This is a genomic window from Streptomyces sp. H39-S7, assembly GCF_027158205.1.
Lineage (GTDB): Bacteria > Actinomycetota > Actinomycetes > Streptomycetales > Streptomycetaceae > Actinacidiphila.
Map to the genome: position 1 here is coordinate 219,980 of NZ_JAPVLU010000007.1, position 18,506 is coordinate 238,485.

18 protein-coding genes are annotated in these 18,506 nt (G+C 71.4%); 13 read left to right on the forward strand and 5 right to left on the reverse strand.

The features are described 5' to 3' along the window. The first annotated feature begins 8 nt into the window (after window positions 1–8). From O3X23_RS09300 to O3X23_RS09330, 7 genes are read left to right on the forward strand one after another with little or no spacing between them, the layout of a single operon-like run. Window positions 9–1,040: a 3-oxoacyl-ACP synthase III family protein gene (locus tag O3X23_RS09300; RefSeq protein WP_269270760.1), complete on the forward strand. Its 1,032-nt coding sequence runs from the start codon at window positions 9–11 to the stop codon at window positions 1,038–1,040. Between the two features lie 37 nt (window positions 1,041–1,077). After that, window positions 1,078–1,305, forward strand: coding sequence for an acyl carrier protein (locus O3X23_RS09305; RefSeq protein WP_269270761.1), 228 nt, complete (start codon window positions 1,078–1,080; stop codon window positions 1,303–1,305). Continuing rightward, a complete protein-coding gene (locus O3X23_RS09310; RefSeq protein ID WP_269270762.1) occupies window positions 1,302–2,198 on the forward strand; it encodes a 2-oxo acid dehydrogenase subunit E2 in 897 nt (298 codons plus the stop codon). The genes O3X23_RS09305 and O3X23_RS09310 overlap by 4 nt, the downstream gene beginning before the upstream one ends. After that, on the forward strand, window positions 2,191–3,018 hold the full coding sequence (locus tag O3X23_RS09315) for a 4'-phosphopantetheinyl transferase family protein (RefSeq protein WP_331283894.1): 828 nt from the start codon (window positions 2,191–2,193) through the stop codon (window positions 3,016–3,018). Before O3X23_RS09310 ends, O3X23_RS09315 begins: the two co-directional genes overlap by 8 nt. Next, window positions 3,015–4,286: an FAD-dependent monooxygenase gene (locus tag O3X23_RS09320; protein ID WP_269270764.1), complete on the forward strand. Its 1,272-nt coding sequence runs from the start codon at window positions 3,015–3,017 to the stop codon at window positions 4,284–4,286. The genes O3X23_RS09315 and O3X23_RS09320 overlap by 4 nt, the downstream gene beginning before the upstream one ends. Next, a complete protein-coding gene (locus O3X23_RS09325) occupies window positions 4,283–5,359 on the forward strand; it encodes an alpha/beta hydrolase (protein ID WP_269270765.1) in 1,077 nt (358 codons plus the stop codon). Before O3X23_RS09320 ends, O3X23_RS09325 begins: the two co-directional genes overlap by 4 nt. Further along, the gene (locus O3X23_RS09330) at window positions 5,359–5,841 is read left to right on the forward strand and encodes a DUF4260 family protein (protein ID WP_269270766.1); all 483 of its coding nucleotides are present in this window, start codon (window positions 5,359–5,361) and stop codon (window positions 5,839–5,841) included. Before O3X23_RS09325 ends, O3X23_RS09330 begins: the two co-directional genes overlap by 1 nt. Here the strand turns inward: O3X23_RS09330 and O3X23_RS09335 are convergent. Further along, entirely contained in the window at window positions 5,831–7,000 is a 1,170-nt protein-coding gene (locus O3X23_RS09335) for a cytochrome P450 (protein WP_269270767.1), read from the reverse strand. The two genes, O3X23_RS09330 and O3X23_RS09335, sit on opposite strands and share 11 nt — an antisense overlap. 209 nt (window positions 7,001–7,209) lie before the next feature. Here O3X23_RS09335 and O3X23_RS09340 point away from each other — a divergent pair, with 209 nt between their 5' ends. The 3 genes from O3X23_RS09340 to O3X23_RS09350 all read left to right on the forward strand — a co-directional run bounded on the left by O3X23_RS09340 (window position 7,210) and on the right by O3X23_RS09350 (window position 10,094). Then, entirely contained in the window at window positions 7,210–7,485 is a 276-nt protein-coding gene (locus O3X23_RS09340) for a DUF6059 family protein (protein ID WP_269270768.1), read from the forward strand. Window positions 7,486–7,561: 76 nt separating this feature from the next. Next, window positions 7,562–9,319: a fatty acyl-AMP ligase gene (locus O3X23_RS09345; protein ID WP_269270769.1), complete on the forward strand. Its 1,758-nt coding sequence runs from the start codon at window positions 7,562–7,564 to the stop codon at window positions 9,317–9,319. Between the two features lie 169 nt (window positions 9,320–9,488). After that, on the forward strand, window positions 9,489–10,094 hold the full coding sequence (locus tag O3X23_RS09350) for a response regulator transcription factor (RefSeq protein ID WP_269270770.1): 606 nt from the start codon (window positions 9,489–9,491) through the stop codon (window positions 10,092–10,094). Window positions 10,095–10,136: 42 nt separating this feature from the next. On the opposite strand, the gene O3X23_RS09355 is transcribed toward O3X23_RS09350, so the two are convergent. From O3X23_RS09355 to O3X23_RS09370, 4 genes are read right to left on the reverse strand one after another with little or no spacing between them, the layout of a single operon-like run. Continuing rightward, window positions 10,137–11,294, reverse strand: coding sequence for a sensor histidine kinase (locus tag O3X23_RS09355; RefSeq protein ID WP_269270771.1), 1,158 nt, complete (start codon window positions 11,292–11,294; stop codon window positions 10,137–10,139). Window positions 11,295–11,319: 25 nt separating this feature from the next. Continuing rightward, complete coding sequence (locus tag O3X23_RS09360) at window positions 11,320–12,951, reverse strand: SagB family peptide dehydrogenase (RefSeq protein WP_269270772.1); 1,632 nt, start codon at window positions 12,949–12,951, stop codon at window positions 11,320–11,322. 38 nt (window positions 12,952–12,989) lie between these two features. After that, a complete protein-coding gene (locus tag O3X23_RS09365; protein ID WP_269270773.1) occupies window positions 12,990–15,275 on the reverse strand; it encodes a TOMM precursor leader peptide-binding protein in 2,286 nt (761 codons plus the stop codon). Window positions 15,276–15,312: 37 nt separating this feature from the next. Further along, window positions 15,313–15,570: a hypothetical protein gene (locus O3X23_RS09370; protein WP_269270774.1), complete on the reverse strand. Its 258-nt coding sequence runs from the start codon at window positions 15,568–15,570 to the stop codon at window positions 15,313–15,315. Between the two features lie 285 nt (window positions 15,571–15,855). Here O3X23_RS09370 and O3X23_RS09375 point away from each other — a divergent pair, with 285 nt between their 5' ends. The 3 genes from O3X23_RS09375 to O3X23_RS09385 all read left to right on the forward strand — a co-directional run. Next, on the forward strand, window positions 15,856–16,665 hold the full coding sequence (locus O3X23_RS09375; protein WP_269270775.1) for an AfsR/SARP family transcriptional regulator: 810 nt from the start codon (window positions 15,856–15,858) through the stop codon (window positions 16,663–16,665). A 127-nt stretch (window positions 16,666–16,792) separates the two neighbouring features. Next, entirely contained in the window at window positions 16,793–17,524 is a 732-nt protein-coding gene (locus tag O3X23_RS09380) for a thioesterase II family protein (RefSeq protein WP_269270786.1), read from the forward strand. Window positions 17,525–17,545: 21 nt separating this feature from the next. Next, the coding region (locus O3X23_RS09385) for an AfsR/SARP family transcriptional regulator (protein WP_331283895.1) at window positions 17,546–18,506 on the forward strand (961 nt) is incomplete at its 3' end.

Consider the following 18,506-nt stretch of genomic DNA (forward strand, 5'->3'; position numbering starts at 1 on the left):
AGCCCGGCATGCACCTGCTCGCGGCGGCCACCGCGCTGCCCGGCCCGGCGATCGGCAACGAGGTGCTGGCCGGGCGGCTCGGGCTGTCCGCCGAGTGGGTGGAGATGTTCATCGGCACCCGGACCCGGCACTTCGCCCGGGACCTCGCGGGCGGCGTCGGCTTCCTGCTGGCCGACCTGTGCGAACAAGCCACCCTGCGCTGCCTGGAGCGGGCCGGTCTGACCGTGCGGGACCTGTCCTTCGTGGTGCTGGCCACCGCGACCCCGGACGCCCTGATGCCCACCACGGCCGCCGTCGTCGCGGACCGGCTGGGCGCCGCGGGCATCCCGGCCTACCAGCTGCAGTCGGGCTGCTCCGGCGCCGTCCAGGCGTTCACCCTCGCCGAAGCGCTGCTGGCCCAGCAGCCCACCGGGGCCGGCGGCGGGCCGTACGGGCTGGTGCTCGGCGGGGACGTCTGCGCCAAGCACCTCGATCTGGAGCAGGACTTCCGGCGGATGCCGCCCGCCCAGCTCGTCAACTACGTGATCTTCGGCGACGGTGCGGGCGCCGCCGTGGTGAGCGCCGCGCCGGGACCCGGCAGCGCCGCCTTCCACGGGCTCGGCAACCGCCTCGCCCTGCCGGGACAGCCGCCGGGCCAGCACGTCGAGTGGTACGGGGCCGCCGACCGCGACAGCGCGCTGCCGCCGGTCTCCGAGGACTACAAGGCCGTCGAGTGCCTGGTCCCGGAGCTGGGCCAGCGGGTCTGCGCCGACCTGCTGGACTCCCTCGGCTGGTCCGCGTCCGACCTCGGCTACCTGCTGCCACCGCAGCTCGGCGGGCTGATGACCCGGCGGATCACGGCGGCGCTCCGCGAGCGGCTCGGCGTGGAGAAGGCGGTCGAGATCTCCTGCGTCGCCGACACCGGGAACACCGGCAACGCCCTCGTGTTCAGCCAGTTGGAAGACCTGCTGCCGCTGCTGACCCCGGGCGCGCGGGCGCTGTGCGCCTGTGTCGAGTCCAGCCGCTGGATATCGGCCGGCTTCGCCCTGGAGGCGTCATGAGGACCGTGCACCACACACGGGTGAAGGAGGAGGCACAGTGACAGGAGTCGAGGACATGATCACCCTGCTCAACCGGGAGCTGGGACTCCTCCTGCGCCCGGAGGACGCCGGGGAACCCCTGGAATCCCTGCCGGGCTGGGACTCGCTGCTGCTGTTCCGGCTCGTCGCGGTGCTGGAGGAGGAGGCCGGGCGCCCGCTGCCGGTCGCCGAGGTCGTCACGGCCGGCAGTCTCGCCGAGATCCACGCGCTGGCGGTGGGGCTGTGACGCGGCGAGCCGCGTCCGGCCGGGACACGGCACGCCAGGACACGGCGGGGGCCGACCGGGCCCGCCGCCACACCCGGTACTTCCTACGGTGGGCCCGTGCCGCCGCGCCCGTGCACCTGGGCGCGGACATCGACATGTCCGGCGTCCAGGAGCACCGGGCGGCGGCCCGCGCCGACGGCCGCCGGTACTCCGTGGTGAGTTATCTGCTGTACGCGGCGGGGCAGGTACTGGCCGCCCACCCGGAGGCCAACGCGACGACGGCCGGCGGGATCGTGCCGCGCACACTGCGCTACGAACGGGTGCACGCGAAGCTTGCCCTCGACAGCGGAGCCGCCGACGAGGGCCGGCGCGCGGTACGGGTGGCGGTGCTGCCCGACGTGGACCGGCTGGACCTGGCCGCGATCCAGCAACTCGTCGACCGCTACCGGAACGGAGCCGCCGAGGACCTGCCGGGGGCGGAGGGGGTGCGCCGGCTCGGCCGGCTGCCGCCGCCGCTCGGGCACCTCGCCTTCCGGACGGCCGTGAGCAGCCGGGCCCGCCGGGCCGAGCTGCTCGGGACCGTGGCGGTCAGCTCTCTCGGCCACCGCAGGGTGGACACCTTCCACTCCTACGGTGGTACCGCGGTCACGCTGACCGCGGGCCGGATCGCCGATGTTCCGGTGGCCCGTGCGACGCGAGTCGCCGTGGCGCCGGTGATGCGCCTGGGTCTGACCTTCGACCACCGCGTGCTCGACGGCGCGGCGGCCGCCGATGTACTGGACGACCTGGCACTACTCCTGGAGGCATGCGATGCCGCTCTTCCCGGGGGGTGGGACGCCCCCCAACGCCGTTCCGGTGATCGGCCGGCCCATCAGGGTGACCAGTCCGGAAGGCCCGTGGCACCGCGTGGTTGAAGCGCTCAACGAGCGCGGCAGCGTCATGGTCCACGCCCTGCTGTCGGACTGGGTTCCCGAGAACCTCGACGACCCGGAGCTGCGCCCGGTGCTCGGCCGGGACTGGCACCGGTACCAGGCGATGCGCCACCACCACGTGCGCGAGCGCTTCGCGGCCTCCCGGCTGCTGCTCAAACACGTGGCGGCCCAGGCGATCCAGGCCCCGCCCGCCACCGTGGAGCTGGCCTACAAGCCCGGCGGCCGCCCCTACCTGCGCGGCTGCGACCAGATCGACATCAGCCTCAGCCACACCGAGGAACTGCTGCTGGTCGGCATCACCCGGCGCGGCTGGATCGGGGTGGACGCCGAGTTGGAGGACCGCTCCATGCTGGTCTCGGGCATCGAGCGGCAGGTGTGCACCCCGTACGAGCGCACCATGCTGTCCCAGGTCCGGGAGAGCGACCGCAACCAGGAGATGGTGCGGCTGTGGACGCTGAAGGAGGCGTACAGCAAGGCCATCGGGCAGGGCATGCGGTTCCGGTTCAACGAGTTCGGCTTCGGCCCCAGCGGCCATCCCGTCCAAGTACTCAGACCGGACGGGTCGCCGGGAACCGGTGAGGAGTGGGCGTTCGGCACCTGCCGCGTCGAAGGCCGCTACACCGCCAGCTGGGCGCTGTACGACGCGGGATTCGGCGACACCGACGACACCCGCGCCGGCACCATGCTCGACGAGGGGCTGGTCACCACGCTGCTGCACCAGTCGTCGGAGTCGCCGCAGCCGGCCGTCGAACCCACCACCGCGACGGACGTGCCGCTGACCGGAGCCGGAGTGGCGGCATGAGCGGTCCGCCGCCCGTCGAGACGGACGTCGTCGTGGTCGGCGGGGGGCCGGCCGGACTGGCGCTGGCCCTGGCGCTGCTACGGCTCGGGGTGCGCACGACCGTGCTGGAGCGATCCGCCGGCGGCCGCCGCGACTTCCGCGGCGAGTCGCTGTCCCCGGACGGCGTCCGGTTACTGGACCGCTGCGGTGTCCTGGACCCGCTGCGCGCCATCGCCTTGCGGGTGCGCCGGCTGGAGGTCGCCGACGGCGGCAGGACCGTACTCGACGTCGGCTTCGAGTCCTTCCCCTACCTGTACCGCTTTCCGCTGGAGATCCCGCAGTCCCTGCTCCTCGCGGAGCTCGAGGCCGCGGCAGGGCGCGAGGAGGGTTTCCTGATGCTGCGCGGGTGGACCGCGAAGGGTCTGCTGACCGCGGACGGCAGGACCACCGGCGTGCGGGCCGCGGGGCCCGGCGGGGCGGAGTGCGAGATCCGCGCCCGGCTCACCGTCGGCGCGGACGGCCGCTACGGCAAGGTCCGCAAACTCGCCGGACTCGCCGCCCACGTGCGGCCGCTGGACCGCGACGTGATCTGGATGCGACTGCCGCGCCCCGAGGAGTGGACGGACGCGGCCTACCGGATCCGGATCCGCGGCGACCGGCACGCCCTGCTGCTCCCCGACTCCGGCGGCACCGTCCGGGTGGGCCTCAACATCCCCAAGGGCGGCCTGCGTGAACTGCGCCGGTCGGGGCTGGACGCGCTGCACGAGCGGCTCGGCGAACTCGCCCCGGAACTGGCCGGGCCCGCCCGGCAGACGCTGCGGGACTGGTCCGACACCGCGCTGCTGGACATCTTCAGCACCACCGTGCCGCGCTGGTCGGCGCCGGGCGCCGTCCTGATCGGCGACGCCGCGCACACCCTGTCGCCCGTCCTCGGCCAGGGCGTCAACCACGCCCTCGCCGACGCGGCGGCCCTCGCGCCGCTCGCGGCCGCCGCACTCCACAGCGGGGAACCAGCCAACCTCGACCGCGCCACGGCACAGTTCCAGCGACAGCGGTCCCGCGAGGTGGCCCGCTCCCGGCGGCTGCAACTGCGCCAGGAACGGATCTTCACCTGGTCGGCGCCGGCCGCCGTGGCGGTGCGCCGCCGCGTCTACCGGGCGCTCGACGCCTCCGCCCTGCTGCGCGCCCGGATGCTGGAGCCGGCGTACTTCGCCGGCCAGCGGGCCGAACGGGGAAGCGGCGCACGGCGCGACGACCACGACGAGCACGAGCAGGAGGCACGGACATGACCACACGGCTCGGTGCCGACGACGCCATCGGCCTGGACGAACTGCGCGCACTGTCCCTGCTGCACGCGCAGGCCCAGGGCATCGAACCCGGCGCCGCCCGGGAGCTGCTGGCCCGGATCACCGAGCCGTGGGGAGAGCGGCCGGGCTCCTGGGGACGCGTCTGGTGCGCGGAGGGCGACCGGCTCGCCGGTCAGGGCCTGCACCTGGAGGCCTCCCGCCACTACGCGATGGCCCGCTTCCCCTACCCCGGGGACGGCACCCGCCAGGAGGCACAACTCCGCTGCGTCGCCGCGTTCGACACCTGGCGCGCCGAGCAGAACGCCGGCATCGAGCGGCTGGAGGTCCCGCTGGAGGACGGCACCGCCGTCTGCTGGACCGCGGGGCTGTCGGCCACGGACCCGAAACCGCTGATCGTCGTCATGGGCGGCATCGTCAGCGTCAAGGAGCAGTGGGCGCCCCTGCTGGTCCACGCCGAGGCGTTCGGCGTCGCGCTGGCCGTCACCGAACTGCCCGGCGTCGGCGAGAACACCGTGCCCTACGGGCCGCGCTCCCCGCGCATGCTCTCCGCGATCCTCGACGCGCTGTCCGGGAGGGCGAACGTGGGCCGCACCGCCGCCATCGCGCTCAGCTTCGGCGGCCATCTCGCGCTGCGCTGCGCCCTGGTGGACTCCCGGCTGGCCGGTGTCGCCACCGTCGGCGCCCCGCTGCGGCTGTTCTTCGAGGACGAGGCCTGGCAGCGCCAGGTACCCCGCACCACCCTCGCCGCGCTGGCCCACACCACAGGGGTGCCGCCGTCCCTCGTCTTCGGCTACACCCGGGGCTGGGGGCTCACCGACCAGGAGCTGGGCGCGCTGCGGATCCCCGTCCACTACATCGCGGCCCTGCGCGACGAGATCGTCCCGCTGGGCGAGGCCGCCGTGCTCCGCAGGGCGTCCGTCCCCGGCGAGGTGACGGTCCTCGACGACGTGCACGGCGCGCCCGCCCACCTCGATCAGACCCGCGGACTGCTGCTGGGAGCCGCGCTCGCCGCCGCCGCGCCCGCGCCGGCCGGCGCGGTACCGGAAGCCGCCTGATGTCCCCGAACCCCGGCAGCGGAACCGTCCCGCCGGTCGCGCCCGCCGCCTCGCGGGGCCGGCTCCCGGACCGGTCGCCGGCCCCCGCCACCGCCCGCTGGAGCGGCGCCCCGGCCACCTGGGCGCACCGCCACCCGGCCGGGCGGGCGGTGAGCCTGGCGGTGGGCCTGGGCGCACTGGGCGGGGCGCTGGCGCTGGGCGGCAGGCGCGACCGGCTGCTGTGGTTCTGCGCGGTGGCCCCGGACAGCGCGCTGCTGCTCGGCATCGCCGGCGCGCCCACCTGGAACCGGATGCCGTCCTACGCGGTGCGCCCGTACAACGTGCTGCACTCGCCCGCGGTCCCCGCCGTCCTGCTGACGGCGGCGGCGCTCACCGGGCGCCGCCGCCTCGCCGTCGCGGGCCTGGCCTGGCTCGGACACATCGGCTGGGACCGTGCCTGCGGGTACGGACCGCGGGACGCGGCGGGCTACGTCACCAGGTGACCGGCAGCGCTGTCAGCCGGTTGACCAGCAGACCGGTGTGCAGGGTGATGTCCTGCTCGGGAACGGCCAGCCGCAGCTTCGGCAGCGCGCGCGCCAGGGTCGTCAGGGCGATCTCCAGCTCGGCGCGGGCCAGCGGCGCTCCCAGGCAGTGGTGCACGCCGTGACCGAACGCCAGGTGCGAGGGGCCGGGCCGGCCGGGGTGGAAGGTGTCCGCGTCGGGGAAGACCTCCTCGTCCCGGTTGGCGGAGCAGATCGAGGCGATGACGGCGCTGTTGGCGGGGATCGGCACCCCCGCGACCTCGGTGTCCCGCAGGGTCACGCGCAGCGGGCCGCCGTCGCCCATCGGGTTGTGGCGCAGCAGCTCCTCCACCACGGAGGCGGGCCGGTGCAGCAGCGTCGCGAAGCCGTCCGGTTCGCGCAGCAGGGTGAACGCGCAGGTGCCGATCATCCCGGCGGTGGTCTCGAGTCCGGCGACCAGCAGCGTCATCGCCATCGTGAGCAGTTCCAGGTGGCTGAGCGCGCCGTGCTCGTCGTGCGCCAGCACCAGTGCGCTGAGCAGGTCGTCGCCGGGTTCGCGGCGCTTCGCGGCGACCAGGTCCGCGAGATACCCGATCAGTTCGTCGCGGTTGGCCTTCATCACCTCGGGGGCGTGCGCGGTGAGCGACAGCAGCGCGTCGGACCAGCCGCGGAAGCGGTCCCGGTCCGCGTACGGCACGCCCAGCAGCTCGCAGATGACGAACGCGGGCAGCGGGAAGGCGTAGGCGCCGATGAGGTCGACGCCCTCGCCCGCGGCGACCATCTCGTCGACGAGCCGCTCGGCGGCGCGCTCGATCCTCGGCCGCAGCGCGCGCACCCGGCCCGCGGTGAACTCGGCGGCGACCAGCGCCCGCAGCCGGGTGTGGTCCGGCGGGTCCAGGGTGAACAGTCCGCCCGCGTCGAACGGCATCGCGGTCAGTTTCGGGGCCTGCGGCAGGACGGTGGCCGCGCGGCTGAACTCGGCGCCGGCGAGTACTTCACGCACGTCCTCGTAGCGGGTCACCAGATACCCCGGGTCGCCGCTGGGCAGGGTGACCCGGGCGACCGGGCAGCCCGCGCGGAGTTCCTCGTAGGCCGGCGGCACCTGGGTCGCGGACGGCCTGGGCGGCGGGTAGGTGGTCACAGTGACACTCCTCGGGGGCGTCGGAGCGCCGGAGCGCGCCCCGGCCCGAGCGTCCGCCGCCGGGCTCGTGATCCGGTCGACGTCCCGTCAAGGAAATCCGGTGGCAGCGGATCACACAGTCCATGACTCGTGCTGGAGCCGTCCTTGAGCGGCCGCGGACACCATGGACGCAGCGCCGGACAGAGGCGCGGAATCCCACGGAGGCCTTGATGAGCCAGTTCGCCAAGTGGTCCGTCACCTACTTTCTGGGCCCGGTCTACCGGGCGTTGGTGACCTACGGGTCGTTCTACGTGCCCATCACCCCGTACCTCTACCCCTCCGGCCGCACCGCGGGACTGGGACGCCGGCAGCAGCGAACGGTCCCCACTTTCGGCGGCCCCGTCGCCGGACACCCGGAGGCGCTCCGTCCGGATGTCCCGCTGACCTCCTTCGAACGCGAGGCGGCCCGCCAGCTGGGCCTTGTGCACGGGTTCGAACGCTCCTGACCACTCAGGTTCGAGGAGGGTTTGAGGCGACACGCCCATTCTGACCCCGTACGGCGACGCCAACGGGGGAGCAGCCTTGTCTGGACAAGCGGACTTCGCGGAATTAGTGCGGCAGCAGGCCGAGGCGCGGACCGGCCAAGAGGCCTTCGCCTTCATCGGGGAGACGAGGGACGGGGCCGCGACGGTCGATCGGCTCACGTACGGCAGGCTCGATCGGGAGGCGCGGCGGCTGGGCGCCTGGTTGCAGGAGCACAACGCGGCCGGCAAGAGGGTGTTGATCCTGCAGGACCAGGGTCCGCTGTTCATCGCCTGCTTCCTCGGCTGTCTGTACGCGGGAGCGGTCGCGGTGCCCTCACCACCGCCCGGCGGCACCCGCCGGCACATCGAACGCGTGATCGGCATCGTCAAGGACTCGGCCGCGTCGTTCGCGCTGACCGACTCCCGGCACGCGCCGGTCATCTCCCAACTGCTGGCCGAGGCCGGCTACGGCGACGTGGTGTGCCTGGCCACCGACGTGCTGCCGGCCGACGCCGTCGCGCCGGCCGAGCCGGACGACTGGCGGCGCCCCGACCTGTCGCTGGACGACCTCGCGTTCCTGCAGTACACCTCGGGCTCCACCAGCGAGCCCAAGGGCGTGATGATCTCGCACCGCAACCTGCTCGCCAACCAGCGGGCGATCCAGCGGGCGATGGGCACCGGCGCCCGGTCCCGGATCGGCGGCTGGCTGCCCTTCCACCACGACATGGGCCTGGTCGGCCACCTGCTGCACCCGCTGTGGCTGGGCGCGCAGGGCGTGATCATGCCGGCGATGAGCTTCGTGCGGCGGCCGGTGCGCTGGCTGCAGATGGTCTCCGAGTACGGGATCACCACCGGTGGCGGCCCCAACTTCGCCTATGAGCTGTGCGTGCAGCGCGTCACCGACGAGCAGGTCGCCGAACTGGACCTCTCCCGCTGGGAGAACGCCGTCAACGGCGCCGAGCCGGTGCGCGCGGAGACGCTGTGCGCCTTCGCGGAGAAGTTCAAGCCCGCGGGCCTCGACCCCTCGGCGCTCTACCCCTGCTACGGCATGGCGGAGGCGACGCTCCTGGTCTCCGGCGGTATCCCGGGCAGCCGGGCGCCGCAACTGGCGGCCGACGCCGACGCGCTGGAGCGCCACCGGCTGGAGGACCCGACGCCCGGCCGGCCCGTCCGCACCCTCGTCGGCTCCGGCCTGGTCCGCGACTTCGACCTGCGGATCGTCGACCCGGAGAGCGGCCGGGTGAAGATGCCCGGGGCGATCGGCGAGATCTGGATACGCGGCGACAGCGTCGCCCAGGGCTACTGGAACCGGCCGGCCGAGACCTCGTACGCCTTCCAGGCGGTCACCGCGAGCGGCGAGAGCGGGTTCCTGCGCACGGGGGACCTCGGGGTGGTGCGCGACGGGGAACTGTTCGTCACCGGCCGGCTGAAGGACGTCCTGATCGTCGCCGGACGGAATCTCTACCCGCAGGACGTGGAGCGCACCGTACAGCGGGTGAGCGCCCTGTTCAGCTCGACGGTGGTCTTCGGGGTCGACTCCGACCGCGAGCACGTGGTGGTCGTCCAGGAGGTGCGGTCCGGACGCACCTTCGACGCCGACCTGCCCGGCCTGGTGTCGCAGGTCCAGCAGAAGGTGTCGCGGGAGTTCGCGATGCCGGTGCGGAACGTGGTGCTGGTCAGGCCCGGAACGGTCCGCAGGACCACCAGCGGCAAGGTGCAGCGCTCCGCCATGCGCCAGCTGTTCCTCGCCGACCGGCTCCGGCCGCTGCACGAGGTCGTCGATCCGGACCTCAAGCGTCTGGTGCGGCACGGCTGAGTCGTCGCACGACGGGTCCCGGCCGCGTCCTCGACGCGGCCGGGACCACCTGTCGTGTGTCCTTCGGCACCTGCCCTCCACGTAATCTGCTCATCCGTGTGCTGAACGTGCCCGAATCTGCGATCCTGTGACCCAGAAGTGGGCAGTTGGGAGCCGGGAGGCGCGAGGCATGATTCACGTTCTCCTCGCGGAGGACATGCACATGGTCCGCGGTGCGCTCGTCGCCCTGCTGAACCTCGAAGTCGACATCAAGGTCATCGCTGAGGTCGAGTCCGGGGACGAGATTGTGCCGACGTCCGTACGCGTGCGCCCCGATGTAGCGGTGATCGACATCGATCTGCCGGGCATCGACGGGCTGACCGCCGCCGCGGAGCTGCACCAGCAGATGCCGGCGTGCCGGACGTTGATCCTCACGAGCCTCGGCAGACCGGGCAACCTCCGCCGGGCCCTGGACGCGCATGTCTCCGGATTCATCCTCAAGGACGCGCCGCCGGCCAAACTGGCGCAGGCGATCCGCAGTGTGCGCGCGGGGGAGCGGGTGATTGACTCGCAACTCGCCCTGGCCGCCTGGGACACCGGCGAGAACCCGCTCACCCGGCGGGAGGTCGAGGTCCTGCGGCTGACCGCCAACGGCGCGGAAGCGGTGGAGATAGCCGCCCGGCTGTTCCTGTCGGTCGGCACCGTGCGCAACTACCTGACGACCATTCTCGCCAAGCTCAACGCGCGCAACAAGGTCGACGCCATCAGGATCGCCCGGGATGCCGGCTGGCTGTGAGCCTGCCGGTAGCGCGACGGTAGGGTGCTCGGCCCGCCGGGCCTACGCCCCGGAACCGGCGAGCGGCACCAGGGCGACCAGCCGGAACCAGCCGTCCTCGGCGGCAGCGGCGTTGAGCGTGCCGCCCAGCTCCCCGAGTCGCGTACAGAGGTTGTCGAGCCCCCTGCCGTCCCGCCGGGTCGGCACCGGCGGCGGGCTGCTGAGCCCGTCGTTCTCCAGACGCAGGCGCACCGCGCCCTTGTCCAGGACCACCTCGATGACGCAGTGCTGCGCCTTGCTGTGCCGCAGCAGGTTCGACACGCCCTCCCGCAGCACGGTGGACAGCACTGTGTTGACCCGGTCCTGCAGGGGACCGCAGTCGACCGTCACCATGGTGGCGATGTCGGCGGAGACCAGCACGGCCCGGGTGGCGGCTATCTCGGCGGCCAGCGACATGTCGCGGTAGCTGCTGGCGACCATGCGCACGTCGGACAGCGCCTGGCGCGAGATGGCCAGCATCGTGGAGATCTCCTCGCAGGCACGTTCCGGCTGGCTGCTGACCAGCCGGTAGACGAGCTCTCCCTTGAGGGTGATCGCGGAGAGGCTGTAGCCGAGCAGGTCGTGCAGATCCCGGGCGACCCGGTCGCGCTCCTGGGCGACGGCCAGCCGGGCGAGTTCGGCGCGGGCCCGCTGCACCTCGACGAGCAGGTCCACCAGCCGGGTCAACCCGAAGATCGACAGGCCGATGATGGCGGCGCCGCAGGCGTAGTAGAACGAGGTGAACGAGTCGGCGCCGAAGTGCTTCTCGATCAGGAACAGCGAGAGCGACACGCTCCCCGAGCTGATCCATCCCCATGCGCCGGGCAGCCAGAGCAGCAGGGAGCCGGAGAAGAAGCCGGGCATGCCCACCCAGCTCTCCTCGAAGCTCAGGAAGGGGATGTAGGTGAGGAGGCCCTGCGCGGACAGCGTCCAGATCCAGTAACGGGGTCTGGCCCCACCGCGGTTGGGCAGCGAGTGCAGATTCTGCAGCAGGAACAGCAGGATGAGTATCGGTATCCCGAACCCGATGGTGCGCGTGGCGACATGGCGTGCCGCCATGCTCGATATCGCCAGCGCCAGATAGCCGAACGTCGTCAGCGCGACGATGACCCGGCCCAGCTTGGGCACCGGAATGTCGCCCCCCGACAGATCGTGCTCTTCCTGCCCCCGTACACCGACCATTACTTATCTCCCCTGCAGCAATGGATCAGCGGTCATCGTGCTGAGCACCAGGCCGTGCCGGAAGACTACTCGCTACCGGATGCGCTTGAATTGATGTTGCCGCGCATCTGTCGCCCCAATCACTGTCATTGACCGGTAAGCCCATGGCACTTTCTGCCGCCGCGGTGGTGTCGTCGGGGGACAGCGGACCGAGAAGGAGCTCGCCGATACTCGACTCCTCCCGCCAGTCCAGACCGAAGGCCTGGGCCGACGTTTCGATGTCGCCGCTGCCGAGCGGCAGCGGCGCGAGCCGCATCGCCGTGGCGACCAGGCACATCGTCTGCTGCACCACTCCCACGTGCTTGAGGGCCAGGGCGTACCACATGCCGCTGTATTTCCAGGACAGCCTGCGGAAGCGCGCGGTGATGGTGACGAGCACCTGGGGCGTCGTGGTCATCCCCGCGGCGGCGCTCGCGTGCGCCAGCAGTTCGGCGGCGGAGTTCGACGGGTCGTCCAGCCGTACGAGACAGTGGCCGTAGGGGTCGTAGTAGTAATTGCCGGATGCCAGTCCGGCGCAGCGACTGAGCGTGATGTAGCACTCCAGCTCATAGGCTGATCCGCCGCTGGGATAGGGCCGGCTACTGGCGGGATAGGAGGCGGGCTCCAGACCGATGCTGCTGTAGAGCGAACGGATCCGCGCTATCCGGTAGAGGAATTCGCCGAGCTGCCGTTCGTCGATCGGCTCCTCGGCGTATGTACGGGTGGACCGGCGGGTCTCCAGCACCGCGGTCAGCGGCGGGTCGGCCGCCAGCACCGTGTCGAGATCGGGCCGGTACAGCGGGATGCGCTCACCTTGCGGAGCGCTCTTGACGGCCGGTTCCGGGGAGAGCCGGCCGAGATAGGGGAACGTGGCCCCGAAGTCGCCGTCGTGCCGGCCGAGCCGGGTCCGCGTGTGGAAGAGCAGTTCGTTCGGGGTCCACGTCATGAGCGCGGGATCCTGGTCCTCGGGGAAGACCACCGCGCCGTTCTCGTCGTGCTCGCCGAGCGTGACCATGCCGGCGGCGACGAGATAGGCGACGATGTCCGCGACGACCCCGTCCGCCACCGGCAGCGCGGCCGTCGCGGCCTTCAGGGTGGTCGCCTTGCCGAGCACCCCGACGACCCAGGCGGCCTCGGGCCGCAGGAACTGCGCCCGGTGCAGCGACAGCGCCGACTCCAGGACCAGCAGCTCGTCCCTGGTCTGCAGGACGGCGAACCGGGAGAGCCGGAGCGGCTGCTCGGGAGGCACCGAACGGATGTCCAGCCGGGCGCCGCGGGCGATCGGGACCATGTCGAGGAGCTGGGGTTCGGTGTCGTCCAGACCCAGGGACCGGACGACGAGGTACGAGATGCTGTCGAGGAGCGCCAGCAGCCGGGCCCGGTCGATCGCGGTGATCTCGGCGTACGGCCGGGGGGTGGCCCGCAGGATGTTCTCCAGATCGACCGGTCCGAAGCTCATCCTGCGCAGTGACTCGTAGACCAGTTCGTCCGTGCCGGCCACCGTCACATCCCCCCACCGGCTGTGCAGCACCGCCCCGCCGCCGGAGGACGCCCGTTCCAGATGGACGTCCTCCCGAAGCGACCACAAGGAGACCCTGCGCAGGTCCGTGCCTACGTCCGGGCGTGGTTCTGGGTGCACAGGGGGTCTCCTTCAGCTGCGGTGGTACGGACGCGAGATCAGAGGAAGAGAGGAACCGGATTGAGTTTCTCGTACCCCAGTGGCGTCGTGCGACGGCCCAGCAGAACCGGGACGTCGTAGAGTCGGCCCGGTGCGAAGCGGGCCCAGAAGTGGCGCAGCCCCGGCACGATGACCTTGACGACCGGCAGGCCGATGTCGGGCCTCGTCTGGTCCAGGACCAGCAGCTCCATTCCCTTGGCCTCCACCATGCGTTCGATGGCCCTGACGTCGTCGAGCAGGTCCGGTCGGGCCTGGTACGGGTAGTCGCCCGGGGTCCGCAGCGGAATCCCCGGATCCGGCACCAGATAGGGCTGGTCGGCGACGGTGGCCGTACGGCACCACTCCAGGATGTCGTCGCCGGTGCAGTCGTAGCCCGTACCGTCCGGACGGGCGTTCATGACATAGGGCAGCATCTGGTCGAGTTCGGTGAGCGCCCGGCGCAGCGCGATCCGCATGTCGAAGTGGGCGCCGAGCCCGATCACGATGTCCTCGTCCTCCTTGTCCGTGCGCCGTGACAGGGCCGCCACCGCGGGGATGCCGAAGTCGGCGGTCAGGTCCAGGGCCCACACCTCGCGGTTGCGGTCCGCGTACAGCGCGCGCCGCTCCGCGATCCAGGGCTCCTCGAACGCGCTGAGGCTGACCCCGGGCTGACGGGTGCGGTTGTACCACCACAGGGCGGTGGAGTCGCGCTCCACGAGTTCGAGGAACCCCTGGACGATGGCGTCCTCGAGACTGCTGCCGGCCGCACAGCCGTTGGAGTCGGCCGAGCAGAAGCCGCGGCCGGACGCCTCGGGGGTGTTGTAGTACAGCAGGCTGGTCGGCAGCAGCCGCTGCCTGCGCTCGGTGAGCGACCAGACCGGTGTCCAGTCGACGACGGCGTCGGCGTCGAACACCTGGTTCACCTGGTGGAAGTCCCCGTGCGTGGCGTTCCAGCCGTCCCGGTCCGCGTACTGGCGCTCGTCGAAGAGCTGACAGCGGTTCGGGTGGAGGGCCCGGTCACCGAGGTTCCGCAGCGAATCGCGGACCCGCAGCTCCTCGCCGGTGAAGACACCGGAGAATCTCTCGAGCGCCTCGCACAGCGCCCCGACCTCGGCTTCCACCGAGGTGACGCCCTTGCCGGCGCTCATTCCGCGGAACCCCTGCCGCAATGAGCGCAGCCCGGGAGTCCCCAGCGCCATGTTGTGCCCGGCCCGGTACACCTGGAGTCCGGGTGGCGCGGCCGGGTCGGGGCCGAGCTGACTCACCACCCCGGTCACCGGGCTGACCTGCGAGCGGTACCTGGCCAGCACGTTCTCCGGGGAGACGGACCGGTCGCCGCTGCCGTTCGCGTACGCCTTGGTGCGCGAACGCAGCGGCAGCGGGCGCCCGATCCGTTCGGTGCTGCTGGCCGGGTCACCGCAGTGGGTGCACTGCGGGCGGCGCTGTACCGCGTGATGACTGGCGGTCATCGTGAAGTTGTCCAGGGTGAGGACGGACTGCTGCCCGTGGTAGCGGTGTCCCGCCATCCACTTCGCCGCTTCGAGCGCCACCATGTGCAGGCCCATTCCCTGACTCGGGGGTATGGAGGCCTGCGGAATCAGCAGCGGACCGGAACGGCCCAGGGCGCGCTGTACGTGGTTCTCCACTTCCCGGTGACCGCGCAGCCGGTGGGCGAGGCAGTTCCAGCAGGGTCCCTCGCCCGGCTGGAACACGGGGCCGAGCCAGATGTCGGCCCCGTGCGGCTTCGCGAGCAGCCACGGCCGGCCGGCCGCGCGGTGCGCTGTGTCGACCGCGGCCAGTTCGCTGGCCAGGTAGTCGTCGCAGACGACGACGGACAGGTCGGTGCGCGGGATCTCGCAGCTGGACCCGGCGACCGCCGAGGTGGTTCCGACCGAGAGCCCGGTGGCCTCCAGCGCGGCCCGCACCGCGCTGCCGTCGACCGCGCCGACCGTGAGAACGCGGACGGATCCGTCCGCGAGCCGGGCGGCGGTGCGCGCACCGTCGAGTCCGGCCAGTTCCCAGAACGCGAGACCTGTCCTGGCCGAGTTCTCCAGCGTCCGTGCGGTACGCCGAAAATCGACCAGTGCGGCATTGGCGAGTTGCGCCAACACGTATCCGATCTGTTCCGGGGCGAGTTCCCGTGACGCGTCCCGGATTATCTCGTTCAGTCCCCGGTTTCCGTCCATCAGCGGAGCCACCAGCTCCAATTGAGGACAGTCGATCATCTTGACGTCACGTTCCGAGAAGAGATAGGTCCCCTCACCCGGAATCACTTCGGCGCGCAAATGAGCCTTGAACTCGGTCACAGCAGGATCCCCCTCATGCCTGTCCGGTCTTGGTGGCTCAGTTGGCGGCTATTTTGCAGCCCACGCAACCGGTGGTGCACCCCAGCGACATCGACGCCGCCGCGAAGTCCTCTATGACCAGCGCCAGTTCGGGCGCCGGCGGCAGGTCGGGGGTGGTGCCGTCGTCGTTGACGTGCAGGCCGAACTCGGCGAGCACCCGGGAGGGGTCCTGTGCGTACCGGACGCTTAAGTCCGGCTCGATCCAGCTGAGCGCCACCAGTTCGGCGAAGCGCCAGTCCTGCTCTATTGCGTCCATTCCGGTTCTCCAGTTCTCGGACCTGTCGGCGGCCCGTAGATGCGTTCCTGGCCGTACACCGAGGAGTGTGGGGCTGAAAATTGGGCAGCGAACAGTGGGTCGGTCACGGAACTCATGTGAAGATTTCATGATCTCGGATTCCGGTGCTCCTGCCGAAACCCGTGAAGATGTCACTGTTCAGGCCAATCCTCTAGGTGGGAACCTTTGCTCGTGCTCCTATGTGCGCAGCGATCGCCGGGTCGAGACGACACAACGGCGGCGTGGAACGGGGAGAGGACGGCACCTGTGGAGATCAACGTCTTGGGACCACTGACGGCAAGTGAAACCGGCACTTCGATTGTGCCCAGCGCCGCCAAGCCGCGGCAGATCCTGGCCGTTCTCGCCCTCAACGCCAACCACGTGGTGACTGTCGCCCGGTTGATGGAGGAGCTGTGGGGATCCGATCTGCCGCGCAGTGCGCCGACGACGCTGCAGACCTACATCCTGCAGCTGCGCCGCAAACTGAGCGCAGCGCTCGGGTCGGTGACGGGGGCGAAGGACGTGCTGGCCACCCGGCACAGCGGATACCAGCTGAGTATGGACGCGTCCGCCGTGGACGCCTGGCAGTTCGACCAGTTGACGGTGGCGGGGTACGCGGCGTACGAGGCCGGGGACGCCGCGCGGGCCTCCCGCCGGCTGAGTGAGGCGCTGAACCTGTGGCGGGGGCCGGCCCTGGTCGACCTGCAGCACGGGACGCTGCTCGAAGTCGAGGTGATGCGGCTGCGGGAGAGCCGCCTCGCGGCACTGGAGCGCCGGCTCGACGCTGATCTGGCCATGCGCCGGCACCATGAACTCCTGGGCGAACTGGCGGGTCTCACCGCGGAATTCCCGCTGCACGAGAACCTGCACGCACAATTCATGCTCGCTTTATACCGGTGCGGCCGGCCCTCGCAGGCGCTGGAGGCATTTCGCCGGCTGCGGTCGGGCCTGGTGGACGAGTTGGGCCTGGAGCCTTCTGCCCGGGTGCAGCGGTTGCAGCGGGCGATCCTGTCGGCGGATCCGGTGCTCGACGGGGTTCCCACGGGCGCGGTGGTCGGAGTATCGAGTATCGGCTGAGAGCCGGGTCACTGCCTCCAGCCTGCGTCAAGTCGCTTTCCAGGCGGCCTGTGGACGATCGCGGCATCCGTCCGGATGTGGGCGGCACGAGTCCAGGAGGCGGTCAGCTGTGGGTGGATATCTGGCGGTGAGGCCAAAATCGGCCGCCAGGCTGCGGCTATTCTGTTTCCATCATGCGGGGGGCGGCGCTTTGTCGTTCGCCCGATGGCAGAATCGTTTCGGCCCTGACATTTCCGTTATCCCGGTAAGGCTTCCCGGACGCGAGACGCGATTGCGTGAAGAACGCGTCGTCGACGGGGAGCAACTGTCGCGCGAGCTGCAAACCGAACTGGGTCCGTGGCTCGATCGGCCGTACGCCTTCTACGGACACAGCCTCGGTGCTCTGGTGGCGTATTCTTTCGCGCTCCACCACCACAGGACGGGTGGCCGGCCGCCTGAGATGCTGGCCGTCGGAGCCTGCTCCGCACCGCACTTGGGGATGCCGGCGCTCGAGGGCGCCGAGGTGTCCGAGGAGAGCGTCCTCTCGGTGATGAGGGCTTCCGGCGGTATCGCCGGCCAACTGCTCGACCGGCCGCAGTGGCTGCGGCTGATCATGACGATCATGCGCGACGATCTGCTGCTCGCCCGCAGCCTGCGGGCCGCCGCGGGCGACCCGCTCCCGTGCCCCGTGCTGGCCGTGTCGGGCCAGGACGATCTGCTGGTACCGCCCGGTGCGGTACACGCGTGGTCCCGCTACGCGCCCGAGGGATTCCGGACGGGCTCGGTGCCCGGGGACCACTTGTTCGTGAGGGACGCCGACCTGGCCGAACTGCTGCGTGACGCGCTCGATGAGCGTCGCCCGCTGGAACCGGCCGTCTGACGCTCGAGAGGAGCCGAGAAGATGGACATTGGTGTACTTGGCCCCTGCCGGGTCACGCAGGCGGGACTCTCCGTCGTCCCGACCGCGATCAAGCCCCGCAAGGTGCTCGCCCTGCTCGCCCTGCAGCCCGACCGGGTGGTCTCGGTGAGTTCACTGATCGAGGAGTTGTGGGGCGGTAATCCGCCACGCAGTGTGCAGACCACCCTGCAGACCTACATCCTGCAGATACGGAACCTGATCACGAGATCGCTCGTGGGGGAGGACCAGCCGGACCTTCCGCTCGGCGCGAAGAGCGTCCTGGTCACCGAGGCAGGGGGCTACCTGCTCGACACCCAGGGTGGCGTCGTGGACTCGGTGGAGTACGAGCGGCTGGCGGGTGCGGGACATCGTGCCCTGGAGACCGGGGACCACGCGGGGGCGGCGGTGCTGTTCCAGCAGGCACTCGCCCTGTGGCGCGGCCCGGCGCTGGTGGACGTGCAGGTCGGGCCGCTGCTGGAGGCGGAGGTGACCCGGCTGGAGGAATCGCGGATGAGCATCCTCAGCCAGCGCATCGAAGCCGATCTGCGGCTGGGCCGGCACCACGAGATCCTGGGCGAACTGGCCGGGCTGGCCGCCCAGCACCCCACGCACGAACGGTTGCAGGGCCAGCTGATGCTCGCCCTGTACCGGGCCGGACGCAGGGGTGGCGCTCTGGAGGCGTACCACCGGATGCGGGTCGTCCTGGGCAGGGAACTGGGCCTCGATCCGTCCTCGGCGCTGCAGGAACTGCAGCAGGCGATGCTGGCCTCCGACCCGGGCCTCGAATGCGATCCGGTCGGTTCGCTGCCCGGCGGGGGACCGCTGCGGGTGGTGCGGGCCGTCCTGCGGCGGGTACCGCACGTCCACGCCGGCGATCATGCCCGCGAGGAACCGGTTCACGTCGGGCAGCTGCATCAGCTGGTTGAACATGTCCCGCAGCGGGGTGACGATCGGGTCCGGGTTC